Source organism: Arthrobacter sp. H14 (genome assembly GCF_000520495.1).
GTDB lineage: Bacteria > Actinomycetota > Actinomycetes > Actinomycetales > Micrococcaceae > Arthrobacter_C.
In genome coordinates this window covers 101634-119448 of sequence record NZ_KI914666.1, presented here as the reverse complement: position 1 = coordinate 119448, position 17815 = coordinate 101634, and the positions used below count along the sequence as shown (strand labels likewise).

At 59.8% G+C, this 17815-nt stretch carries 15 protein-coding genes; 3 read left to right on the top strand and 12 right to left on the bottom strand.

Features of this window, described 5'->3' with window-relative positions:
* Positions 1–20: 20 nt before the first annotated feature.
* Entirely contained in the window at positions 21–659 is a 639-nt protein-coding gene (locus tag Y707_RS26445) for a type IV toxin-antitoxin system AbiEi family antitoxin (protein WP_081744907.1), read from the top strand.
* Here the strand turns inward: Y707_RS26445 and Y707_RS26440 are convergent.
* The 9 genes from Y707_RS26440 to pdxT form a co-directional block, all read right to left on the bottom strand.
* Positions 656–3004, bottom strand: a complete 2349-nt coding sequence (locus Y707_RS26440) for a RelA/SpoT family protein (protein ID WP_051442074.1) — start codon at positions 3002–3004, stop codon at positions 656–658. The genes Y707_RS26445 and Y707_RS26440 overlap by 4 nt on opposite strands.
* 257 nt (positions 3005–3261) lie before the next feature.
* Positions 3262–4275, bottom strand: a complete 1014-nt coding sequence (secF, locus tag Y707_RS0115075; protein ID WP_026535703.1) for a protein translocase subunit SecF — start codon at positions 4273–4275, stop codon at positions 3262–3264.
* Positions 4275–5996, bottom strand: coding sequence for a protein translocase subunit SecD (gene secD / locus Y707_RS0115070; RefSeq protein ID WP_026535702.1), 1722 nt, complete (start codon positions 5994–5996; stop codon positions 4275–4277). Before secD ends, secF begins: the two co-directional genes overlap by 1 nt.
* Positions 5997–6001: 5 nt before the next feature.
* The gene (gene yajC, locus Y707_RS0115065) at positions 6002–6481 is read right to left on the bottom strand and encodes a preprotein translocase subunit YajC (protein WP_442853300.1); all 480 of its coding nucleotides are present in this window, start codon (positions 6479–6481) and stop codon (positions 6002–6004) included.
* Positions 6482–6630: 149 nt separating this feature from the next.
* Positions 6631–7725 (bottom strand): Holliday junction branch migration DNA helicase RuvB, encoded by a 1095-nt coding sequence (ruvB, locus tag Y707_RS0115060; RefSeq protein WP_035781874.1) that lies wholly within the window; start codon positions 7723–7725, stop codon positions 6631–6633.
* On the bottom strand, positions 7725–8369 hold the full coding sequence (gene ruvA, locus Y707_RS0115055) for a Holliday junction branch migration protein RuvA (protein WP_026535699.1): 645 nt from the start codon (positions 8367–8369) through the stop codon (positions 7725–7727). Before ruvA ends, ruvB begins: the two co-directional genes overlap by 1 nt.
* Positions 8370–8472: 103 nt before the next feature.
* On the bottom strand, positions 8473–9054 hold the full coding sequence (ruvC, locus tag Y707_RS0115050) for a crossover junction endodeoxyribonuclease RuvC (protein ID WP_026535698.1): 582 nt from the start codon (positions 9052–9054) through the stop codon (positions 8473–8475).
* A 98-nt stretch (positions 9055–9152) separates the two neighbouring features.
* Complete coding sequence (locus Y707_RS0115045) at positions 9153–9911, bottom strand: YebC/PmpR family DNA-binding transcriptional regulator (RefSeq protein ID WP_026535697.1); 759 nt, start codon at positions 9909–9911, stop codon at positions 9153–9155.
* Positions 9912–9915: 4 nt separating this feature from the next.
* Positions 9916–10602 carry a pyridoxal 5'-phosphate synthase glutaminase subunit PdxT gene (pdxT, locus tag Y707_RS0115040; protein WP_026535696.1) on the bottom strand — a complete coding sequence of 229 codons (687 nt, stop codon included), beginning with the start codon at positions 10600–10602 and terminating at the stop codon, positions 9916–9918.
* 110 nt (positions 10603–10712) lie between these two features.
* Between pdxT and asnB the strand changes: the two genes are divergently transcribed.
* Positions 10713–13448: an asparagine synthase (glutamine-hydrolyzing) gene (asnB, locus tag Y707_RS0115035; RefSeq protein ID WP_026535695.1), complete on the top strand. Its 2736-nt coding sequence runs from the start codon at positions 10713–10715 to the stop codon at positions 13446–13448.
* Here the strand turns inward: asnB and Y707_RS0115030 are convergent.
* Positions 13438–13857, bottom strand: a complete 420-nt coding sequence (locus Y707_RS0115030) for a DUF4262 domain-containing protein (RefSeq protein WP_162150229.1) — start codon at positions 13855–13857, stop codon at positions 13438–13440. The genes asnB and Y707_RS0115030 overlap by 11 nt on opposite strands.
* A gap of 175 nt (positions 13858–14032) precedes the next feature.
* Between Y707_RS0115030 and Y707_RS0115025 the strand changes: the two genes are divergently transcribed.
* Complete coding sequence (locus tag Y707_RS0115025) at positions 14033–16048, top strand: M3 family metallopeptidase (protein ID WP_026535693.1); 2016 nt, start codon at positions 14033–14035, stop codon at positions 16046–16048.
* Between the two features lie 119 nt (positions 16049–16167).
* Here the strand turns inward: Y707_RS0115025 and pdxS are convergent, their stop codons facing one another.
* Entirely contained in the window at positions 16168–17079 is a 912-nt protein-coding gene (gene pdxS / locus Y707_RS0115020) for a pyridoxal 5'-phosphate synthase lyase subunit PdxS (protein ID WP_035781872.1), read from the bottom strand.
* A gap of 106 nt (positions 17080–17185) precedes the next feature.
* Positions 17186–17809, bottom strand: a complete 624-nt coding sequence (pgsA, locus tag Y707_RS0115015) for a phosphatidylinositol phosphate synthase (RefSeq protein ID WP_026535691.1) — start codon at positions 17807–17809, stop codon at positions 17186–17188.
* Between the last annotated feature and the right edge of the window lie 6 nt (positions 17810–17815).

The following is a 17815-nucleotide window of genomic DNA, read 5'->3' as shown; positions in this document are numbered from 1 at the left end:
ACACACGGCAGGCTTGAACCATGCCCTCTGCCCCGCCTACAGCACCGACCGCACACCGTGCCACAGTGCCGGCGTTGGTTCCGACGTCATCAGCGAGGGTGTTCCAGGCGGACAATCCGTTTTCCGCAGCGGAGTTGCAATCAATGGCGTTGGACGGACTCCTGACCCACGTGTTCGGATCGACATACGTCCGGCCAGGGACTCGGGCCGGTCCGGCTCTGCGGGCTGGCGCCATGGCCGATGAGGTGACGGCAGGACTGCTTAAGAAGGCCGTAATCGGGCGCCAAAGTGCAGCCTGGATCTACGGTTGCGCTCCCGCTCCTGCCAGGATCAGTCTGTTGATCGACCGCAACCGGCGCACGACTTCGGTCGGTCCTTTCAGCGGCAGCCTGCTTCATGAAGTTCAACTGCCCGCTTCCGATACGCTGACATTGGCCGGTACCACCGTCACCACGCCGGTACGCACCGCCCGGGATCTCGCACTGTATTCTCCGGAAGCGCAGTCCGCGGCTTGGGTCAAGGCGTTGACCGCCAACCCCGCACTGGCCTGCACGCTGGACGATGTTAAAAACGCGCTGGACGTCCTGGTCCGGGTTCCCCGCAAACGTGCTGCACTCACCCTGGTGGATGAGTTGATGGAGAGTGCCAGGGAAGACTAGCTGCGGCGCTGGGAATCCGTAGTCCGGTAGACGTCGAAGACGCCATCAATGCGCCGGACCGCACCCAGCACATGACTGAGGTATTTGGGATCGACCATCTCGAAAGCGAATTTCGATAGAGCGACGCGGTTTCTGGAGATGCTGACGCTTGCAGCGAGGATGTTGACGTGGCTTTCCGACAAGACGCGCGTGACGTCCGACAGCAGGCTCTTGCGGTCCAGTGCCTCGACCTGAATTTCCACCAGGAAGACGCTGGCCTGAGTAGGCGCCCATTCAACTTCGACGATCCGGTCCGGCTGGTCGAGCAATTGCTGGGCATTCCGGCAATCACTGCGGTGCACCGAAATACCGGAGCCGCGGGTGACAAATCCAAGGATGGCGTCCGGGGGTACCGGTGTGCAGCAACGCGCCAGCTTCACCCAAACGTCTTCGACTCCCCTGACCATCACGCCCGAATCAGTGGCCTTCGAGCGACCGTGGCCGGGAGGAACCGCGACTTCCGGGAATTCCTCTTCAGCCGGTTCGTGGCCGCCGAGGGACTCCACCAGCTTATCGATCACACTGGCCGCCGAGACGTGGCTATCCCCGACCGCAGCGTAAAGCCCTGAAATGTCGACGTACCGCATTTCCTGGGCAACGGCAGTCAGCGCGTCGTGCGTCATCATCCGCTGCAGCGGCAGGTTCTGTTTACGCATTGCCCGCGTGAGCTGGTCCTTACCCTTCTCAATGGCTTCTTCGCGGCGCTCTTTGGTGAACCACTGGCGGATCTTGTTGCGTGCCCGGGGGCTCTTGACGAAGCCCTGCCAATCCTGGCTCGGTCCGGCACCCTCCGCCTTGGACGTGAAGACCTCCACCCAGTCACCATGGTTAAGGACACTGTTCAGGGGCACAAGTTTGCCGTTAACCCTGGCACCAATCGTGCGGTGCCCCACTTCGGTATGGACGGCGTAGGCGAAGTCCACTGGGGTGGATCCGGAGGGCAGGGCCATCACCTCACCCTTGGGAGTGAAAACGAAGACTTCCTGGGCATTGATTTCGAACCGCAGCGAGTCGAGGAACTCGTCAGGGTCAGCGGTCTCCTGTTGCCAGTCGGCCAGTGACCGCAGCCAGTCCATGTCGCCGTCTTTGTGTTCCGTGCCGGTATGGCCCTGGTTCTTGTACTTCCAGTGAGCCGCCACACCGTATTCTGCGCGGCGGTGCATGTCATGCGTGCGGATTTGGATCTCCACCGGTTTGCCGCCTGGGCCAATGACTGTCGTGTGCAGCGACTGGTACATGTTGAACTTCGGCATCGCGATGTAGTCTTTGAAACGTCCCGGCAGCGGATTCCACCTGGAATGGAGTGAGCCCAGAGTCGCATAGCAGTCGCGGACCGAATCCACGAGAACCCGAACGCCCATCAGATCGTGGATGTCGTCGAAGTCCTTACCGCGGACAATCATCTTCTGGTAGATGGAGTAGTAGTGCTTGGGGCGTCCAGTGATCGTTGCCTTGATCTTGACGGCCTTCAAATCCTCGGAGATCTGGTTCCGGACGGTCGAGAGGTACTTCTCGCGTTCGGGCGTCCTCTCCCCCACCATCCGTACGATCTCTTCGTACACCTTTGCGTGCAGGGCGGCGAACGATAAGTCCTCCAGCTCCCACTTAATCGCATTCATGCCCAATCGGTGTGCCAGCGGGGCGAAGATCTCCAGCGTTTCGTGGGCCTTGCGCGCCGAGGACTCCGCCGAAACGAAGCGCCACGTCCGGGCGTTGTGCAGTCTATCGGCGAGCTTGATCACCAGCACACGAATGTCCTTGGCCATCGCCACGACCATTTTCCGGACCGTTTCGGCTTGGGCCGCTTCACCGAAGGTCACCTTGTCCAGCTTCGTGACGCCGTCGACCAGCATGGCCACCTCAGGACCGAATTCCGCGCGGAGCTGGTCCAACGTGTATTCGGTATCTTCGACGGTGTCGTGCAGCAGAGCCGCTGCCAAGGTTGTGCCGGTCATGCCCAGTTCGGCAAGAATGGTCGCTACTGCAACCGGATGGGTGATGTAGGGATCGCCGCTCTTCCGCTTTTGCCCTTCGTGGCTGCGTTCGGCGACCACGAAAGCACGCTGAATGAGGTCGAAGTCCTCTTTGGGATTGTTGGCCCGGACGGTGCGAAGCAGCGGTTCGAGAATGGGCGAGTACCCACTGGGTCCCCGGCCGGTAAGGCGGGCAATCCTGGCGCGCGTACGTTCCCGCCGGCCGGGGAAGGTGGGCCGGGACTCGGCCGCGGCTCCGTCGCTGCTGTCGGGACGTTCTGCCGTTCCGGCCCGCGTTCCGGTTTCCACCGGAGTGTCCGGGGCAGGGGCCATTGGGGCGCGCGACTCATTACGCACGTCCTGAAGTGCGCCGGTGCCGACGTCGGCCTGCTGGCTTGAGTGGCCGCTGGCCGGACTGCGATCCTCCACTCTTCTCCCTCCGCCGACGGGCGGAAGCCGCCGTGCATTGCCCCGTTTCCAACCTCTTGGCTCACGGACTATTCCTAGTCTATGCCCGCAACGGCATGGACATAAACAGAACCGGCCAGCGTCCCCGTTCAGGGTCACCGGCCGGTTCTGTTGTCAGTTGCCTAGGCTGTTGCGGTTTCCCGCGATGCTTCGGCTTCCTCCTGGGCACGCCGCTGCCGGACGCGTTTTGCCTGCCGCTGAAGTTCAGGTTCGCCTTCCCGGAGCATAGAATACATCGGGGCCGCGACGAAGATAGTCGTTGCCGCTCCAATAATGATGCCGACAAACAGGGCGAGGGCCAGATCGCGGAGCGTACCGGCACCAAGCAGGTAGACGCCAATAAACAGGATTGATGCCACCGGCAATACAGCAACCACCGATGTGTTAATTGAGCGCACCAGTGTCTGGTTGGTGGCGAGATTCACCTGCTCGGCGAAAGTCCTCTTAGTCGACTTATCGATGTCGAGCGTGTTCTCCCGGATCTTGTCGAAAACGACCACCGTGTCATAGAGCGAGTAGCCGAGGATCGTCAGGAATCCGATGACAGCCGAAGGCGTGATTTCGAAATCGCTCAACGAATACAATCCAGCCGAAGTGACCAGCACGGTGACCATACCGCTGACCGCAGCCAGCGACATCTTCCAAGTGCGGAAGTAGATCGCCATCATCACGGCGGCCAGGGCCACGAAGATAATCAGCCCCTGAATCGCCTGCCGGGTGACGTCCTGTCCCCAGGCAGGACCGATATAGGTGGACGTTACCTCCTGTTGGGAGACCCCGTACGCTTCCCGCAGTGCATCCCGGACGTCGAGCGTCTGTTCGTCACTCAACTGATCAGTCTGGACGCGCATGGTGTTGTTGGAAATATTCGTCACCCGTGGTTCGGCTTCCGCCACCACGGAGGTCACAGCTTCCTCGCCGGCGGCAATGTCCTCTTCAACGACGTTGGACACGGTGAACTGGGACCCGCCGCGGAAATCGATCCCGAGGTTGAACCCACCTTTGACCACCGGAATGATGATCGAAACAACAATCAGGACCAGCGTGATGGAGAACCAAAGCTTTCGCTTGCCCACAAAGTCGTAGGATCGCTTGCCCGTGTAGAGCTCATTGCCGAACGTTGAAAAACTAGGCATTACTTGGTCTCCTCGTCCTGGCTCTTGGAAGGACCGGCCATGGAATCCTGTTTCTCCGCAAGCCTCCGCTCGGCGATGGTTTGCCGTCTGCCCGCTTCCCCTGAAGCGACCGCGTTCTTTCCCGTCTTGGGCGGCGTGCGGTCGATGGTCTGACGCAGCCGGCCGCCGCCCCGGTAGAGCGGCAGCACCCCGAGTCCGGCAGGGTCAAGGCCGGAGAGTTTGTGGCCCCCGCCAAAGAACTTTGTACGTGCGAGGAGCTGCAGAGTTGGGTGGGTGAACATGAAGACCACGATCAGGTCCGCAATGGCCGTCAAGCCCAAGGTGAAAGCAAATCCACGCACGTTCCCTACCGCGACAAAGTAGAGCACGATGGCGGCCAGTAGGTTGACGGCCTTCGAGGCGAGAACGGTACGTTTAGCGCGTCGCCAGCCGTTCTCCACCGCTGAAACGAGACCGCGCCCATCGCGGAGTTCATCTCTGATGCGTTCAAAGTAGACGATGAAAGAGTCCGCCGTCTGGCCAATGGCCACAATCAGACCCGCTACACCGGCCAGGGACAATCGATAGTTCTCGGTCCAGCCCAGGATACAGATTGCTAAATACGTCAGGACGCCGGCCACAACCAAGGACGCGACGGTGACGAATCCCAGAGCGCGGTACTGGAACAGTGAGTAAACAACGACCAGGAGTAGTCCGATAACACCGGCCAGCACTCCCGAACGAAGCTGATCTTCACCGAGCGTGGCGGAAATCTGGTTTTCGCTCTGTATCTCAAAACTGATCGGCAGGGCACCGTACTTCAGCTGCTCAGACAGCGCCCGGGCAGAATCCTCCGTAAAGTTACCGGTAATCTGTGGCCGGCCGTCGGAGATCACAGCATTCGTGGTGGGAGCCGAAATCACCTTGCCGTCGAGGACGATGGCGAACTGGTTCCGCGCGCCGTCGAGGCTAAAGAGACGTGTTGTCACGTCTTCGAACTCTTGAGTTCCGTCGTCGTTGAACTCGATATTGACGGCCCACTGGTTCAGTGTGGAGCCGGTGGTGCTCTGGACTTGCCCGAAACCGGCGTCAGTGATCTGGTCGCCTTGTACTTCCACCGGCCCCAAAATGTACTTCGCGCCGGTATCCGGGTCACAGGCAACTACGGCCTGGTCCAATGGTTTGTCTTCAACAGGCGCGTTTGCAGCCTTGCCCGTGCAGTTGAGGGCCTCGAATTCTTTCTGAAGTTCCGCGTCGATCCAGTTTGGGTCACTGGCGCCAGCCGGTTCGGCCGAAGGCGTCGGCAGCTGGTCCTCTGGGGTTCGCTGATCCTTGGGAACAGGTGCACCATTTGCTACCTCCAGAACCGGACGGAACTGGAGTTCGGCCGAGGTCTGAATCAGCTGGCGAGTCTCAGCCGAGGGAATGCCGGGAAGGCTGACGACGACGTTGTCGCCCGATTGGGTAGTGATCTCGGCTTCGGAGACTCCGGACCCGTCAACACGTTGGCGGATAATCTGGACAGCCTGCTGCAGCTGCTCGTCAGTTATTTCAGCGTCGCCGGTCACTTCCGGCGACAGAATCATCTGCGTACCGCCCTCCAGGTCGAGGGCAAGCTTGGGGACCCAGCTGGCATTGCCCCAGTTTGTGCCCCCTGCCAGTAAAGCGGTGAGCAGCGCAGTAATTACGCCGAGCCAGACGAGGACCCGTCTGGCTACGGCGGTTGTACCGGTACGTGGCATCGCGACTAGCGGTCCTTGTCGTTTTCATCCTTGCCGGGACGGTGAACAGTTTCCTCCGTGGAATCAACGGTGTCGTCAGCATGTGACCCCGCAGCACCGGTGGGTCCGGAGGCATCAGTGCCGGTCAGTGACGAGGCATCATCCGGAACGGCGTCGTCGTCGTCCTCTTCAACAGGCGTCACAATTTTGGTGACCGACTGACGGTGAACCGTGGCCTGGTTACCCGGAGACAGTTCGAGGACTACCTTGTTCTCAGCCTCGTCCAGGGCGACGACGGTACCGAAGAGACCATAACTGGTCATCACCTCCACGCCGGGTGCCATTTGTGACTGTTGCTCCTGCGTCTTCTTCTGGGCCTTCTTATTCTTGCGGAACATCATGAAGATGAAGACGCCGAAGATGGCCAACATGATCAGCAGGAAAGGGTCAAACGCTGGTGCGTCCCCGGAGCCTTGGGTGATTTCGGCCAAAACATTTACGAACAAAGTTATGTTCCGTTCCTCTTCATCTGCGGTCTATGGGATGCGCCAACGTGCCGTTGGACACACAGATCCGGCGGTTCGCACAACAGTGGTTGGGCACGATCGTGCCGGATGTCATACCAGTCTAGTCGGAGAAGTCGCCAAATGCTGTTTTAACGTGAGTTTTGTAGCCATTCCGGAACATTTTCGGTTCCAATTCCGAACAATTCGTCCTGTCCGGCCGCCGACATGTGGGCGGGCAGAGGCAGATCGAGGTGTTCCCATGCCGACGGCATGGCAATCCGTCCGCGCGGAGTACGACCGAGCAGTCCCTCCCGGACCAAATAAGGCTCGGCAACCGTCTCCACGGTTTCCGGCTCCTCCCCCACAGCAATGGCCAGAGTGGAAAGACCAACCGGCCCGCCGCGGAATTTGTTAATCAACGCCAGCAGGACAGCCCTGTCCAAGCGGTCCAGACCCTTTTCATCAACTTCATACATGTCCAGCGCAGCCGAGGCTGCCCGCGAGTCAATTTGCTCGATCCCATGGACCAGCGCCCAATCACGGACACGACGCAGAAGACGGTTGGCAATACGTGGTGTGCCGCGGGAACGGCCCGCCACCTCACTGAAGGCAGCCGAATTCACCTTGAGATCCATTAGCATCGCCGAGCGTCTGAGCACTAGTTCGAGCTCTTCCACCGAATAAAATTCCAAATGTCCGGTGAATCCGAATCTGTCGCGCAGCGGACCCGGCAACAGTCCGGCACGGGTGGTGGCGCCCACCAGCGTGAATGGCGGAAGATCCAACGGAATGGCTGTTGCCCCTGGGCCTTTCCCAACAACAATGTCGACGCGGAAGTCCTCCATTGCCATGTAGAGCATTTCTTCAGCGGGACGGGACATCCGGTGGATTTCGTCGAGGAACAGGACTTCTCCCTCGGCCAACGAGGACAGTATGGCCGCAAGATCACCGGCATGTTGGATGGCCGGACCTGAGCTGATCCGCAACGGCGCGTTCATCTCTGAAGCGATAATCATCGCCAACGTGGTCTTGCCCAGGCCTGGCGGACCGGAAAGCAGCACATGGTCGGCGCTGCGGTCCCGCAATCGGGACGCTTCCAGCAACAGCGAGAGTTGCTGGCGGACCCGTTGCTGGCCCACGAAGTCGTCAAGGTTCCGGGGGCGGAGGGCAGCCTCCATGGCCCTCTCCTCCGGTTCGCTGTTGGACGAGATTAGTGGATTCTCCTGCTCTGATCCTGGCTCCATCAGGAACCTGCAGTCACTTTGTCCGAAGATGCCCGGGAACTCCGTGCACCGTCCTGGCCGAGCCGGCGAAGGGTCAGGCGCAGGATTTCCGCGACATTGCCCCGTGCCGCCACTTCAGGGGCCTCCTCTGTGGCCGCGTCTATGGCGGCAGAGGCATCTTTTTCAGACCAACCAAGACCTGTCATCGCCTCGAGCACCTTTGGCTTCCAGCCCGATCCCGAGGCGGGTGCGGCCTTATCTTCGAGCGGAACGAGTTTACCGGCCAGTTCAAGAACGATCCGGCGTGCACCCTTGGGACCAATGCCGGGTACCTTGCTGAACGCTTTGTCATCACCAGAGGATGCAGCCACCCGGATTGCCTCCGGATCGTGAACCGCGAGCACTGCCAGGGCCAGCCGGGGGCCTACCCCGCTGACACCGATCAGAGTCTCGAAAACCTCCCGCTGCTGAGCGTCTTCAAAGCCGTACAGTGTCATTGAATCCTCACGGACGACCATCGCGGTGCAGACGCTTGCCTCCCGGCCGGTTTGCAGGCTGCTCAAAGTCTGTGGCGTCGCCTGAACCAGCATGCCGAAGCCGTTGACGTCGATGATTGCGGAGTTCAAGCCGACATGGGCAACTGTTCCGCGCAGTGAACTGATCATGGCAGTGGCCTCCTTATTAGCGTCCAGGCTGTATACCGAACATATTTACTAACCCTAACGTGGGGCTCCGACAATTAGCGTGCCGCCACACCGCCGCCCCATCTTAACGGCCGCGTCCCGTTCCTGACTTTGCCTTCGATTCGGCGTCGGCCCACGCTTTCTGCGCGGCCGTCATCGAAGCTCCCTGTTCTGGGCCGGCAGCGTTTGGACCGGAACGCCACGCATGGGTGATGGCCAAAGCAAGCGCGTCGGCGGCGTCGGCAGGTTTGGGCGGGTCGCTGAGCCGGAGAATCTTGGTCACCATCTTCGTCACCGAGGCTTTATCAGCGGAACCGTGCCCTGTGACTGCGGCTTTCACCTCGGTTGGCGTGTGCAAAGCAACGGGAATCCCCCGGCGGGCCGCGGCTGCGATAACGACTCCTGACGCCTGAGCTGTTCCCATGACGGTGCTGACATTGAGCTGGCTGAAGACCCGTTCGACGGCGACGATCTGCGGTTTGTGCGTGTCCAGCCACTCATCCGCCGCCCGGGCAATTGCCAGCAACCGCAGGTCAAGACGTTCGGCAGGCTCCGTACCGGCGACCCCCACAGCTACGAGTGTGGCCCGCCGGTTGGGCTCAACATCGACCACCCCAAATCCGCAGCGGGTCAGACCGGGGTCGACGCCGAGAACACGGAGCGTCACAGGAGGCAGCCTGACCGCCGACACCGGTTGTCCGGCCGCCACGCACTTGAGAACGGCACCTGCGCATCCGGATACGGTCCGCGCTCCAGCACGGAAATCTAGTCTTCTTCGTTCAACTGGTCACGGACGTCGTCGCTGATGTCCGCATTGGAGTAAACGTTCTGCACGTCGTCCAACTCCTCCAATGCGTCCACCAGCCGCATGAATTTGCGCGCGTCAGCCAGTTCGAGTTCAACCTTTACCGAGGGGACGAAAGCAGCTTCATCCGTTTCATACTCGATTCCGGCTTCCTCAAGCGCGGTGCGGACCTCCAGCAGGTCCGTCGCCTCAGAGATCACCTCAAAGGAATCGCCCTCGTCGTTGACCTGTTCAGCGCCGGCCTCCAGGACGGCCAGCAGGACGTCGTCTTCGGAAAGGTCGTTCTTGGGCAGGGAGATGACGCCCTTGCGGGTGAACATGTAGGAGACGGAACCCGGATCACCCATGTTTCCAGCGTTGCGGTTAACCGCCAACCGCACTTCGGATGCGGCACGGTTCTTATTGTCGGTAAGGCATTCGATCAGCAGCGCAGCACCGCTGGGACCATAGCCTTCATAGATAATCGTCTGATACTCGACTGCTTCGCCGAGCAGACCGGCGCCACGCTTAACTGCACGATCAATGTTGTCGTTGGGCACGGACGTTTTTTTCGCTTTCGCGATGGCTTCCACCAGCGCGGGATTTCCGGCCGTGTCGGCGCCTCCGGCCCGGGCCGCGACTTCGATGTTCTTGATCAGTTTGGCGAACGACTTCGCGCGGCGGGCATCAATGACCGCCTTCTTGTGCTTGGTGGTTGCCCATTTGGAGTGGCCCGACATACTTTTACGCTTCTCCTCTGATCATACGAATGAAAAGTTCGTGAATGCGGCGCTCCCCCGTAACCTCAGGATGGAACGAGGTCGCCAGCTTAGTGCCTGAACGTACTGCCACAATTCTAGCCGTCCCTTCCAATGGCTCCGTATGACCTGGGCCTGTGGCCTCCACGCTGGCCAGCACGTCGACGCCGGCACCGGCGCGTTCGACCGATGGTGCCCGGATGAAGACGGCGTGGACAGGGGCCGGCTCGCCGCCGCCGGACGGAAGCTGCGCGAATTGAAGATCTGCCTCGAACGATTCACGCTGCCGGCCGAAGACGTTGCGCCGCACAGTGATGTCCAGGCCACCGAAGGTCTGCTGCGGATTCCCGGCACTGTCATAGGCGGGATTGGCAATACCGTCGGCCAGCAGGATCATTCCAGCGCATGAACCATAGACCGGCAGTCCAGCGGAGATACGCTCCTTCAGCGGCCCGGCCAGTCCGAAAATCCGGCTGAGCTTATCGATCGTTGTTGATTCCCCGCCGGGGATTATCAGCCCATCGAGGGAGTCGAGATCGGCGGGCCGGCGTACCAAACCGGCCGTTGCACCGCTGGCTTCCAGCGCATAAAGGTGCTCCCGGACATCTCCCTGCAGTGCGAGCACGCCGACGTGCAGTCCCCGCCCGTCGGCGGTTCCGGTTGAATTAGTCACCCAGACATCATAGGCGGCCCTTCCGGCGTCGTGTCGGTTGGGTCAGTTTCTGTCGGCCAGAGCCATTAGCATTGACGGGAGACCGATCAGCAATAGATGAGGTAGGCACTATGTGCGGAATCGCCGGATACTGTGGCTTCACGGAGGACAACTCCCTTCTTGAAGCAATGAACGAGTGCATTCAGCACCGTGGCCCCGACGGCGAGGGCTATTTCAACGAGGACACAGTTGGACTGTCCCACCGGCGGTTGTCGATTATCGACGTCGCGCATGGGCAGGAGCCGATGTACAGCGCCGACGGCGACGTCGTGCTGATCTACAACGGCGAAATCTACAACTACCTGGAGCTCAAGGCGGAGCTCGAAGCCCTGGGCCGCACGTTCCGCACCGTCTCCGACACGGAAGTGCTGCTGCAGTCCTACGAAGAGTGGGGCGATGAGGCGTTTGACCGCTTTAACGGCATGTTCGGCTTTGCCATCTACGACAAGAAGCGTTCCCGGGTCGTACTGGCACGTGATCACTTCGGTATTAAGCCTTTGTATTACGCCAACGCCGGCACGGACGATAAGCCGCAGATCCTCTTCGGCTCCGAGATCAAGTCGATCCTTGCAGCCGACAAGATCGAACGCCGGCCGAATGAGCGCATCCTCTACCGCTACCTCCAGTTCCGGATCCACGACGACGAACCGGAAACCTTCTTTGCCGGCATCCGGAAATTGATGCCGGGCGAAAAGATGGTCATCGATACGGCCACCGGTGAGTTCGAGGTCAGTTCCTACACCCGGCTCAAGGAGGAACTCGCGGAGCTCGCCTCGGTGGAGACGCCGTACAGCCGCGAGGTCATCAACGAATACCGCCGCCGCTTCACCGAAGGAGTACGACTGCGTCTGCAGTCCGAGGTTCCAGTCGGCACCGCATTGTCCGGCGGGCTGGATTCCTCCGCCGTCGTCGTCACTATTAATAAGCTGATGCAGGAACATGCCGCTGCCACCGACTCACTCGGTGCGACCCAGCAGACATTCTCCGCGGTGTTTCCGAACTCGATTAATGATGAGGAAAACTACGCTGACGCCGTCCTGGACACTTGCCAAGGCAATGTCACCGCGCACAAGATCCTCCCGAGGGCTGACGAATTCGCCATCGATCTTGAGGATTTCGTCCGCACCCAGGAAGAACCGATCATTTCCTCGGGACCATACGCCCAGTACCGGGTAATGCAGGAGGCGTCCAAGCATGTGACCGTGCTGCTCGATGGTCAGGGCGCTGACGAGATGATGGCCGGCTATGTTCCGTATTACTTTGCCTATCTGCGCCAGCTTAAGACCCGGGGCGAGTACCGCAAGCTGGCCAAAGAGGTCACTTCCGCACTCGATATCTTCTACCGCTTGGGCCGCTTCCGCCTCCGGGGCATGGTTACGAACCGTAAGGGTCTGTCCATCTCCTCGCTCCTGCGCAAGGAGTTTACGGGCAAGTACGCCAACGAGAAGTTTTCCAATATCCCGGACAACCTCAAGCTTCGCCTGATTGACGATTTGTTCTACAAGTCCTTGCCTGCCGTGCTGCGTTACGAGGACAAGAACACCATGCGGTTCTCACTCGAGGGACGCGTTCCGTTTTTGGACAAGGAAGTGGTCAAGTACCTCTTCAGCCTCGACGACGAGTCGATCATCAAGGGTGGTTGGAACAAACGCATTCTGCGGGATGCCACACGCGGTCTGCTGCCGGAGTTGATCAGCAACCGCCGAAACAAGATTGGCTTCACGACGCCGGAGGCCGAATGGTTCAAGCTCATGAAGGAGAAGATCTACGAGATTTTCCTCTCCTCCTCCTTCGAGTACCGTCCCTACTGGGATCAGGACGCCGTGCTGTATGCGTTCGAGGAATACCTCCAGGACAAGAACAGTGCATCGACCATGGTGTTTTGGCGGTTGCTCAATACTGAGTTGTGGCTGCGTGAGTACTTCGACGAGCCCGAAGTCAAGGTCGGCAGTGAGCCGAAGACCGATTATGAGTCCAACCCCACCAAGGCGTTGGACATCACGGTGAAGCACGACGACGGCACGGCGGCCGGCGTGGGCACCGCACCTGCCGTCGCGGGAAGCGGAGGAAAGACGGATGGTGCGGTTGAATCAACCTTCCGGCGCTACCCGCTGCGCACGGAGGTCTTCTACCGTGACACAGATTTCGAGCCAGCTGTCCTGAGCTACGTGCAGCGGTTCTTTGGAGGCTTGTCGGACGCAGGCGGCGACCATGCCGGCGTCGTGAATGATGTTCCCTGGTATCTATTCGTCAGCGAGAAGATCGTTGCGATGACCCAGGGCCGGTCCATTCCGGTCTGGGACATCAAGGTTTCCAGTGCGGCACGGCTGCTCAGCCGTTTCGTCAGCCGCAATCCCGGAGGCATCGGACTGGCCAGCCCGTGGTCCATGCAATTGGCAATCGATGAAGTCGGCCTTTCCCGGATCCTCTACGCATCCGGCCGCAGCGTGCTCGGAAAGCTGCAAGGCAAAAAGGGTGTTTTCTACGAGGTTGTGGGCCATAACATCAACGCCATTGATGGCGCCGCCGGGTACCAGGTGGGCACCTCTACGCACTCCGTGAAGCTTGCTCCGACGGATCCCGAAGGTGTTGCCGCACGGCTCAGCGGCCTGCTCCGTGAACAACTTCCCGCTGAGCACGCGAAGAATTTCGCCGGTACCGCCATCATGGATGCCAACGATCTGGGCTGTGTTGCCCTCGGTGACGATACGGATCTGTCCAAGGCGACCCTCGAATCGGTCTTCCGTGACAACCCCCAGGGCCAAACCACGGAAACCACGCCGATGTCCATCGTGTTCAGACGGTGAACATCCCATAAATCGGCTGGGTGAGCACATCCGGAACTGCCTGTTGCCAAGGGAATCGGCCCTCGTCGTCGACCCATACGGCTTGTACAGCCGACAGCCTGGGTCCGTACAGGGCTCTGGCCGTGAGCAGGACTTTGGCCGGTTCCATCATTGGGGCCAGGAAAACCGTCCGGCTGTGCAAACCAAGCTCCATGCCGGGGTCCAGGACATGTCCATGATCGACGACCATCAACGCGAGTTCGAGGAGGATTGCGCAGGTTTCCTCTATGTTTCGTCCGGTCACGAGAATTTCCGGATGGTTCACCTCCGTCAGGCCCACGGTATAGCCACGGGGGATATTGTCCAGATCTCCCCCGACGAACTGTATGGACCATCCGTCCCGACGAATAACGTCTTTAAAACTTTCCAATACTTGGCGTCGCGACATCCCATCGCATTGAAGACACATAATTTCCTCCCGATCGATTTGTTGTGTTTGTGTGTGTCTTCAGCATGCCGGCCGGCACCGACAATAACTGTCGTCGCCTGGCTGATCCGTGTGGGGTAGGCTCCGGACTTGCCGACTGGTGTGAAATTGTTGACCCATGACAAATCCCTTTATCGGCGAGAGCCCGCTCCCGTACCAGCTTCCGCCTTTTGACCAGATCCATGACGAGCACTTCCTGCCCGCGTTCGAGGCAGGAATCGGTGAACATCAGGCAGAGGTCGAAGCGATCGTCTCCAACACAGAACCGGCCGGCTTCGCCAATACCGTCGCCGCGTTGGAGAAGTCCGGAAGGACACTGCAACGGGTATCGGCGGTGTTCTTCAATCTCGCCAGTTCCCATGCGACCGGGAACATCCAACAGATCCAGAGTGAGATCTCTCCACGGCTGGCGGAGCACCAGGACAGCATCTACCTCAATAAGGAGCTCTACCAGCGCTTTACCCTTGTTGATCCGGATTTAGAGAACCTTGACGCCGAGTCGCGCCGGCTCTTTGAGGAGTACCTGAGGGCTTTCACCCGCTCTGGAGCACAACTTCAGGACCGTGCTAAGCAGCGGTTGCGGGAGCTGAACAGTCAGTTATCGCGGCTCAGCACTCAGTTCTCCCAACTGGTAATGAATGGCGCCAACGCCTCAGCGCTGCTGGTGGAAAAAGAAGCAGAACTCGAGGGCCTCTCCGGAGACGATATTGCCTCCGCCGCCGAAGCGGCCAGAACAGGCGGACACGAGGGCAAATATATGTTAAGCCTCGTGCTGCCCACCAATCAGCCCGCCATGGCCTCACTTGCCAACAGGGAAACCCGCCGTCGTCTCTTTGATGCTTCAGTCCGTCGGGGAACCCGCGACGATGAGTTCAACTCGCTCGGCATCGCTAAAACCATGGCCCAACTGCGTGCCGAGCGGGCCGAGTTGCTGGGGTTCGAAAACCATGCATCCTACGCCGCCAACGATCAGACAGCACCGTCGTTGGCAGCCATCCACACGATGATGGACCGGTTGGCGCCTGCCGCGGTCCATAACGCCAAGGCGGAAGCCGGCATTCTCGCCGATGTTGCGGGCCACGATCTTGAGCCGTGGGATTGGGCTTTCTATTCAGAGCAGGTGCGCAGGGATAAGTACGACGTCGACCTTGCCGCCTTGCGTCCGTATTTCGAGCTGGAGCGTGTCCTGCAGGACGGCGTTTTCTATGCGGCGAATCGGCTTTACGGCCTGACCTTCGAAGAATGGAAGGACTTGCCGGGATATCACCCGGACGTCCGCATCTGGGAAGTTAAGGAGGAAGACGGAACCGCGCTCGGTCTCTTCCTCGGCGACTACTACACGCGGGACACGAAAAATGGCGGGGCCTGGATGAATCCGCTCGTCGAGCAGTCCGCGCTCTTTGGCACGCGGGCCGTCGTCGTCAATAACCTGAATATTCCTAAGCCACCCGCCGGCGAACCAACACTAATGACCTATGACCAGGTCACAACCATGTTCCACGAATTCGGGCACGCCCTGCATGGGCTGTTCTCGGACGTCAGCTATCCGAAGTTCTCGGGCACGAGCGTTCCGAGAGACTTCGTCGAGTATCCCTCGCAAGTGAACGAAATGTGGATACTGTGGCCGGAAATCCTCGCCAATTACGCCAAGCACTATAGGACGGGTGAAGCGCTCCCCCAGGAGTCGATCGATAAGCTGGTGGCCGCGCAGCAATGGGGCGAAGGTTTTGCGACCACCGAGTATCTTGGCGCCGCGTTGTTGGATTTGGCATGGCATGAGTTGGCCCCTGGCACGGAAATCACAGATTCATTGGCGTTTGAAGCCGAAGCACTGGAGCGGGCGGGCGTGGCCTTGAACCTGATTCCGCCGCGCTACCGTACCGGATATTTCAAGCACATTTTCGCCGGCGGTTATGCCGCCGGTTACTACTCCTACATTTGGAGCGAAGTCATGGATGCCGACACGGTGGAGTGGTTCAAAGCCAATGGCGGACTGACCCGCGGGAACGGAGACCATTTCCGAAAGGAACTGCTGTCAACAGGGTTCAGTATTGATCCGCTGGAGGCGTTCCGCAACTTCCGCGGACGCGACGCCGAGATCGCACCTTTGCTGAAGCGGCGCGGACTCGAGTAACAACCAACTGGGCAGGTGCAATTTCCTCCAGAACTAAAAAGCTGAGGGTGAGCGGCCAATGGACCGCTCACCCTCGGCTTTTTACCAGTACTTCAGCTGTCACTGGTTAATACTGTGGTTTACCAACCGCGTTCGGCCAGCCGGTGCGGCTCGGGAATCTGGTCCACATTGAGGCCAACCATCGCCTCGCCAAGACCACGGGAAACGTCGGCCAGAACATCGGCGTCGTCGTAGAATGTTGTTGCCTTGACGACGGCAGCAGCCCGGGCGGCCGGATTCCCGGACTTGAAGATTCCGGATCCAACAAAGACACCGTCGGCACCGAGCTGCATCATCATGGCAGCATCAGCCGGCGTCGCGATTCCACCAGCGGTGAAGAGGACAACGGGAAGCTTGCCTGCAGTGGCTACTTCTTTGACCAGTTCGTACGGCGCCTGCAGTTCCTTTGCCGCAACGTACAACTCGTCCTCAGGCATGGAGGAGAGACGCTTGATCTGGGCACGGATCTGGCGCATGTGCGTCGTGGCGTTCGAGACGTCACCCGTTCCGGCCTCGCCCTTGGAACGGATCATGGCTGCACCCTCATTGAGCCGGCGCAATGCTTCACCGAGGTTCGTGGCACCACACACAAAGGGAACCTTGAAGTTCCACTTGTCGATGTGGTTGGTGTAGTCGGCCGGAGTCAGTACCTCAGACTCGTCAATGTAGTCCACGCCGAGTGACTGCAGGATCTGGGCTTCAACGAAGTGGCCGATCCGGGCTTTAGCCATTACGGGGATGGAAACCGAATTGACGATGCTGTCGATCATGTCCGGATCGCTCATGCGGGAGACGCCGCCTTGGGCACGGATGTCGGCAGGAACGCGCTCAAGCGCCATCACGGCAACAGCACCTGAATCTTCGGCGATCCGTGCCTGTTCCGCGGTGACGACGTCCATGATGACGCCGCCCTTGAGCATTTCCGCCATGCCGCGCTTGACGCGGCTGCTGCCGGTGACCGGAACCGGCGTCGATGTTTCAGTAATGGACACAGAGAGCCCCTAAGAATCGAGAAAGATGTCCCCTAATTCTATGCCGACCGCCAAGGTCCGGCGTACAAGGTTACTCCGGTGAACGAAACGCGCCTCGGATGAGGGTTTAGTCCACGGTGGAGCGTGGCTCCAGCGCCTGCCGCCGCACAGTGAGGATGCGTTGCAGCACCGTAATGAGGCTGGCAATGGCCAGCAGGACGAGTACTACCAGCAGGATTGGCTCAGGCAGTCCAAGACCGGTGAATCCGGTAGTAACCAGTACAGCCACCAAGCGTTCCGAGCGTTCTGCAATGCCCACATTGGCGGTCATGCCCAGTCCTTCGGCGCGGGCTCTGGCATAGGAGACGAGGCTGCCGAGGATGAGGCAGGCCAGCGCCAGCACGGCAATGGTGGGATTGTTCCCGCCGGTGAAGAACCAAATGATCAGACCGCTGAACACCGCAGCGTCGCCGAAACGGTCCAAGGTTGAATCGAGGAATGCTCCCCAGGTACCGGTCCGCCCGAGCATCCGGGCCATCAGCCCGTCAACAATGTCCGAGAATACAAACACGGTAATGAATACTGTTCCCCAGAACAGCTCCCCCAGGGGGTAAAAAACCAGTGCCCCGGCCGATACTCCCAGGGTTCCGGTCAGGGTGACGGCATCGGGGGAAATCTTCATCCGGATCAGCATCCGTGCCAGTGGAGTGAAGATTCCGGCGAAAAACGCGCGCGCATATTTGTTGAGCATCCGCTG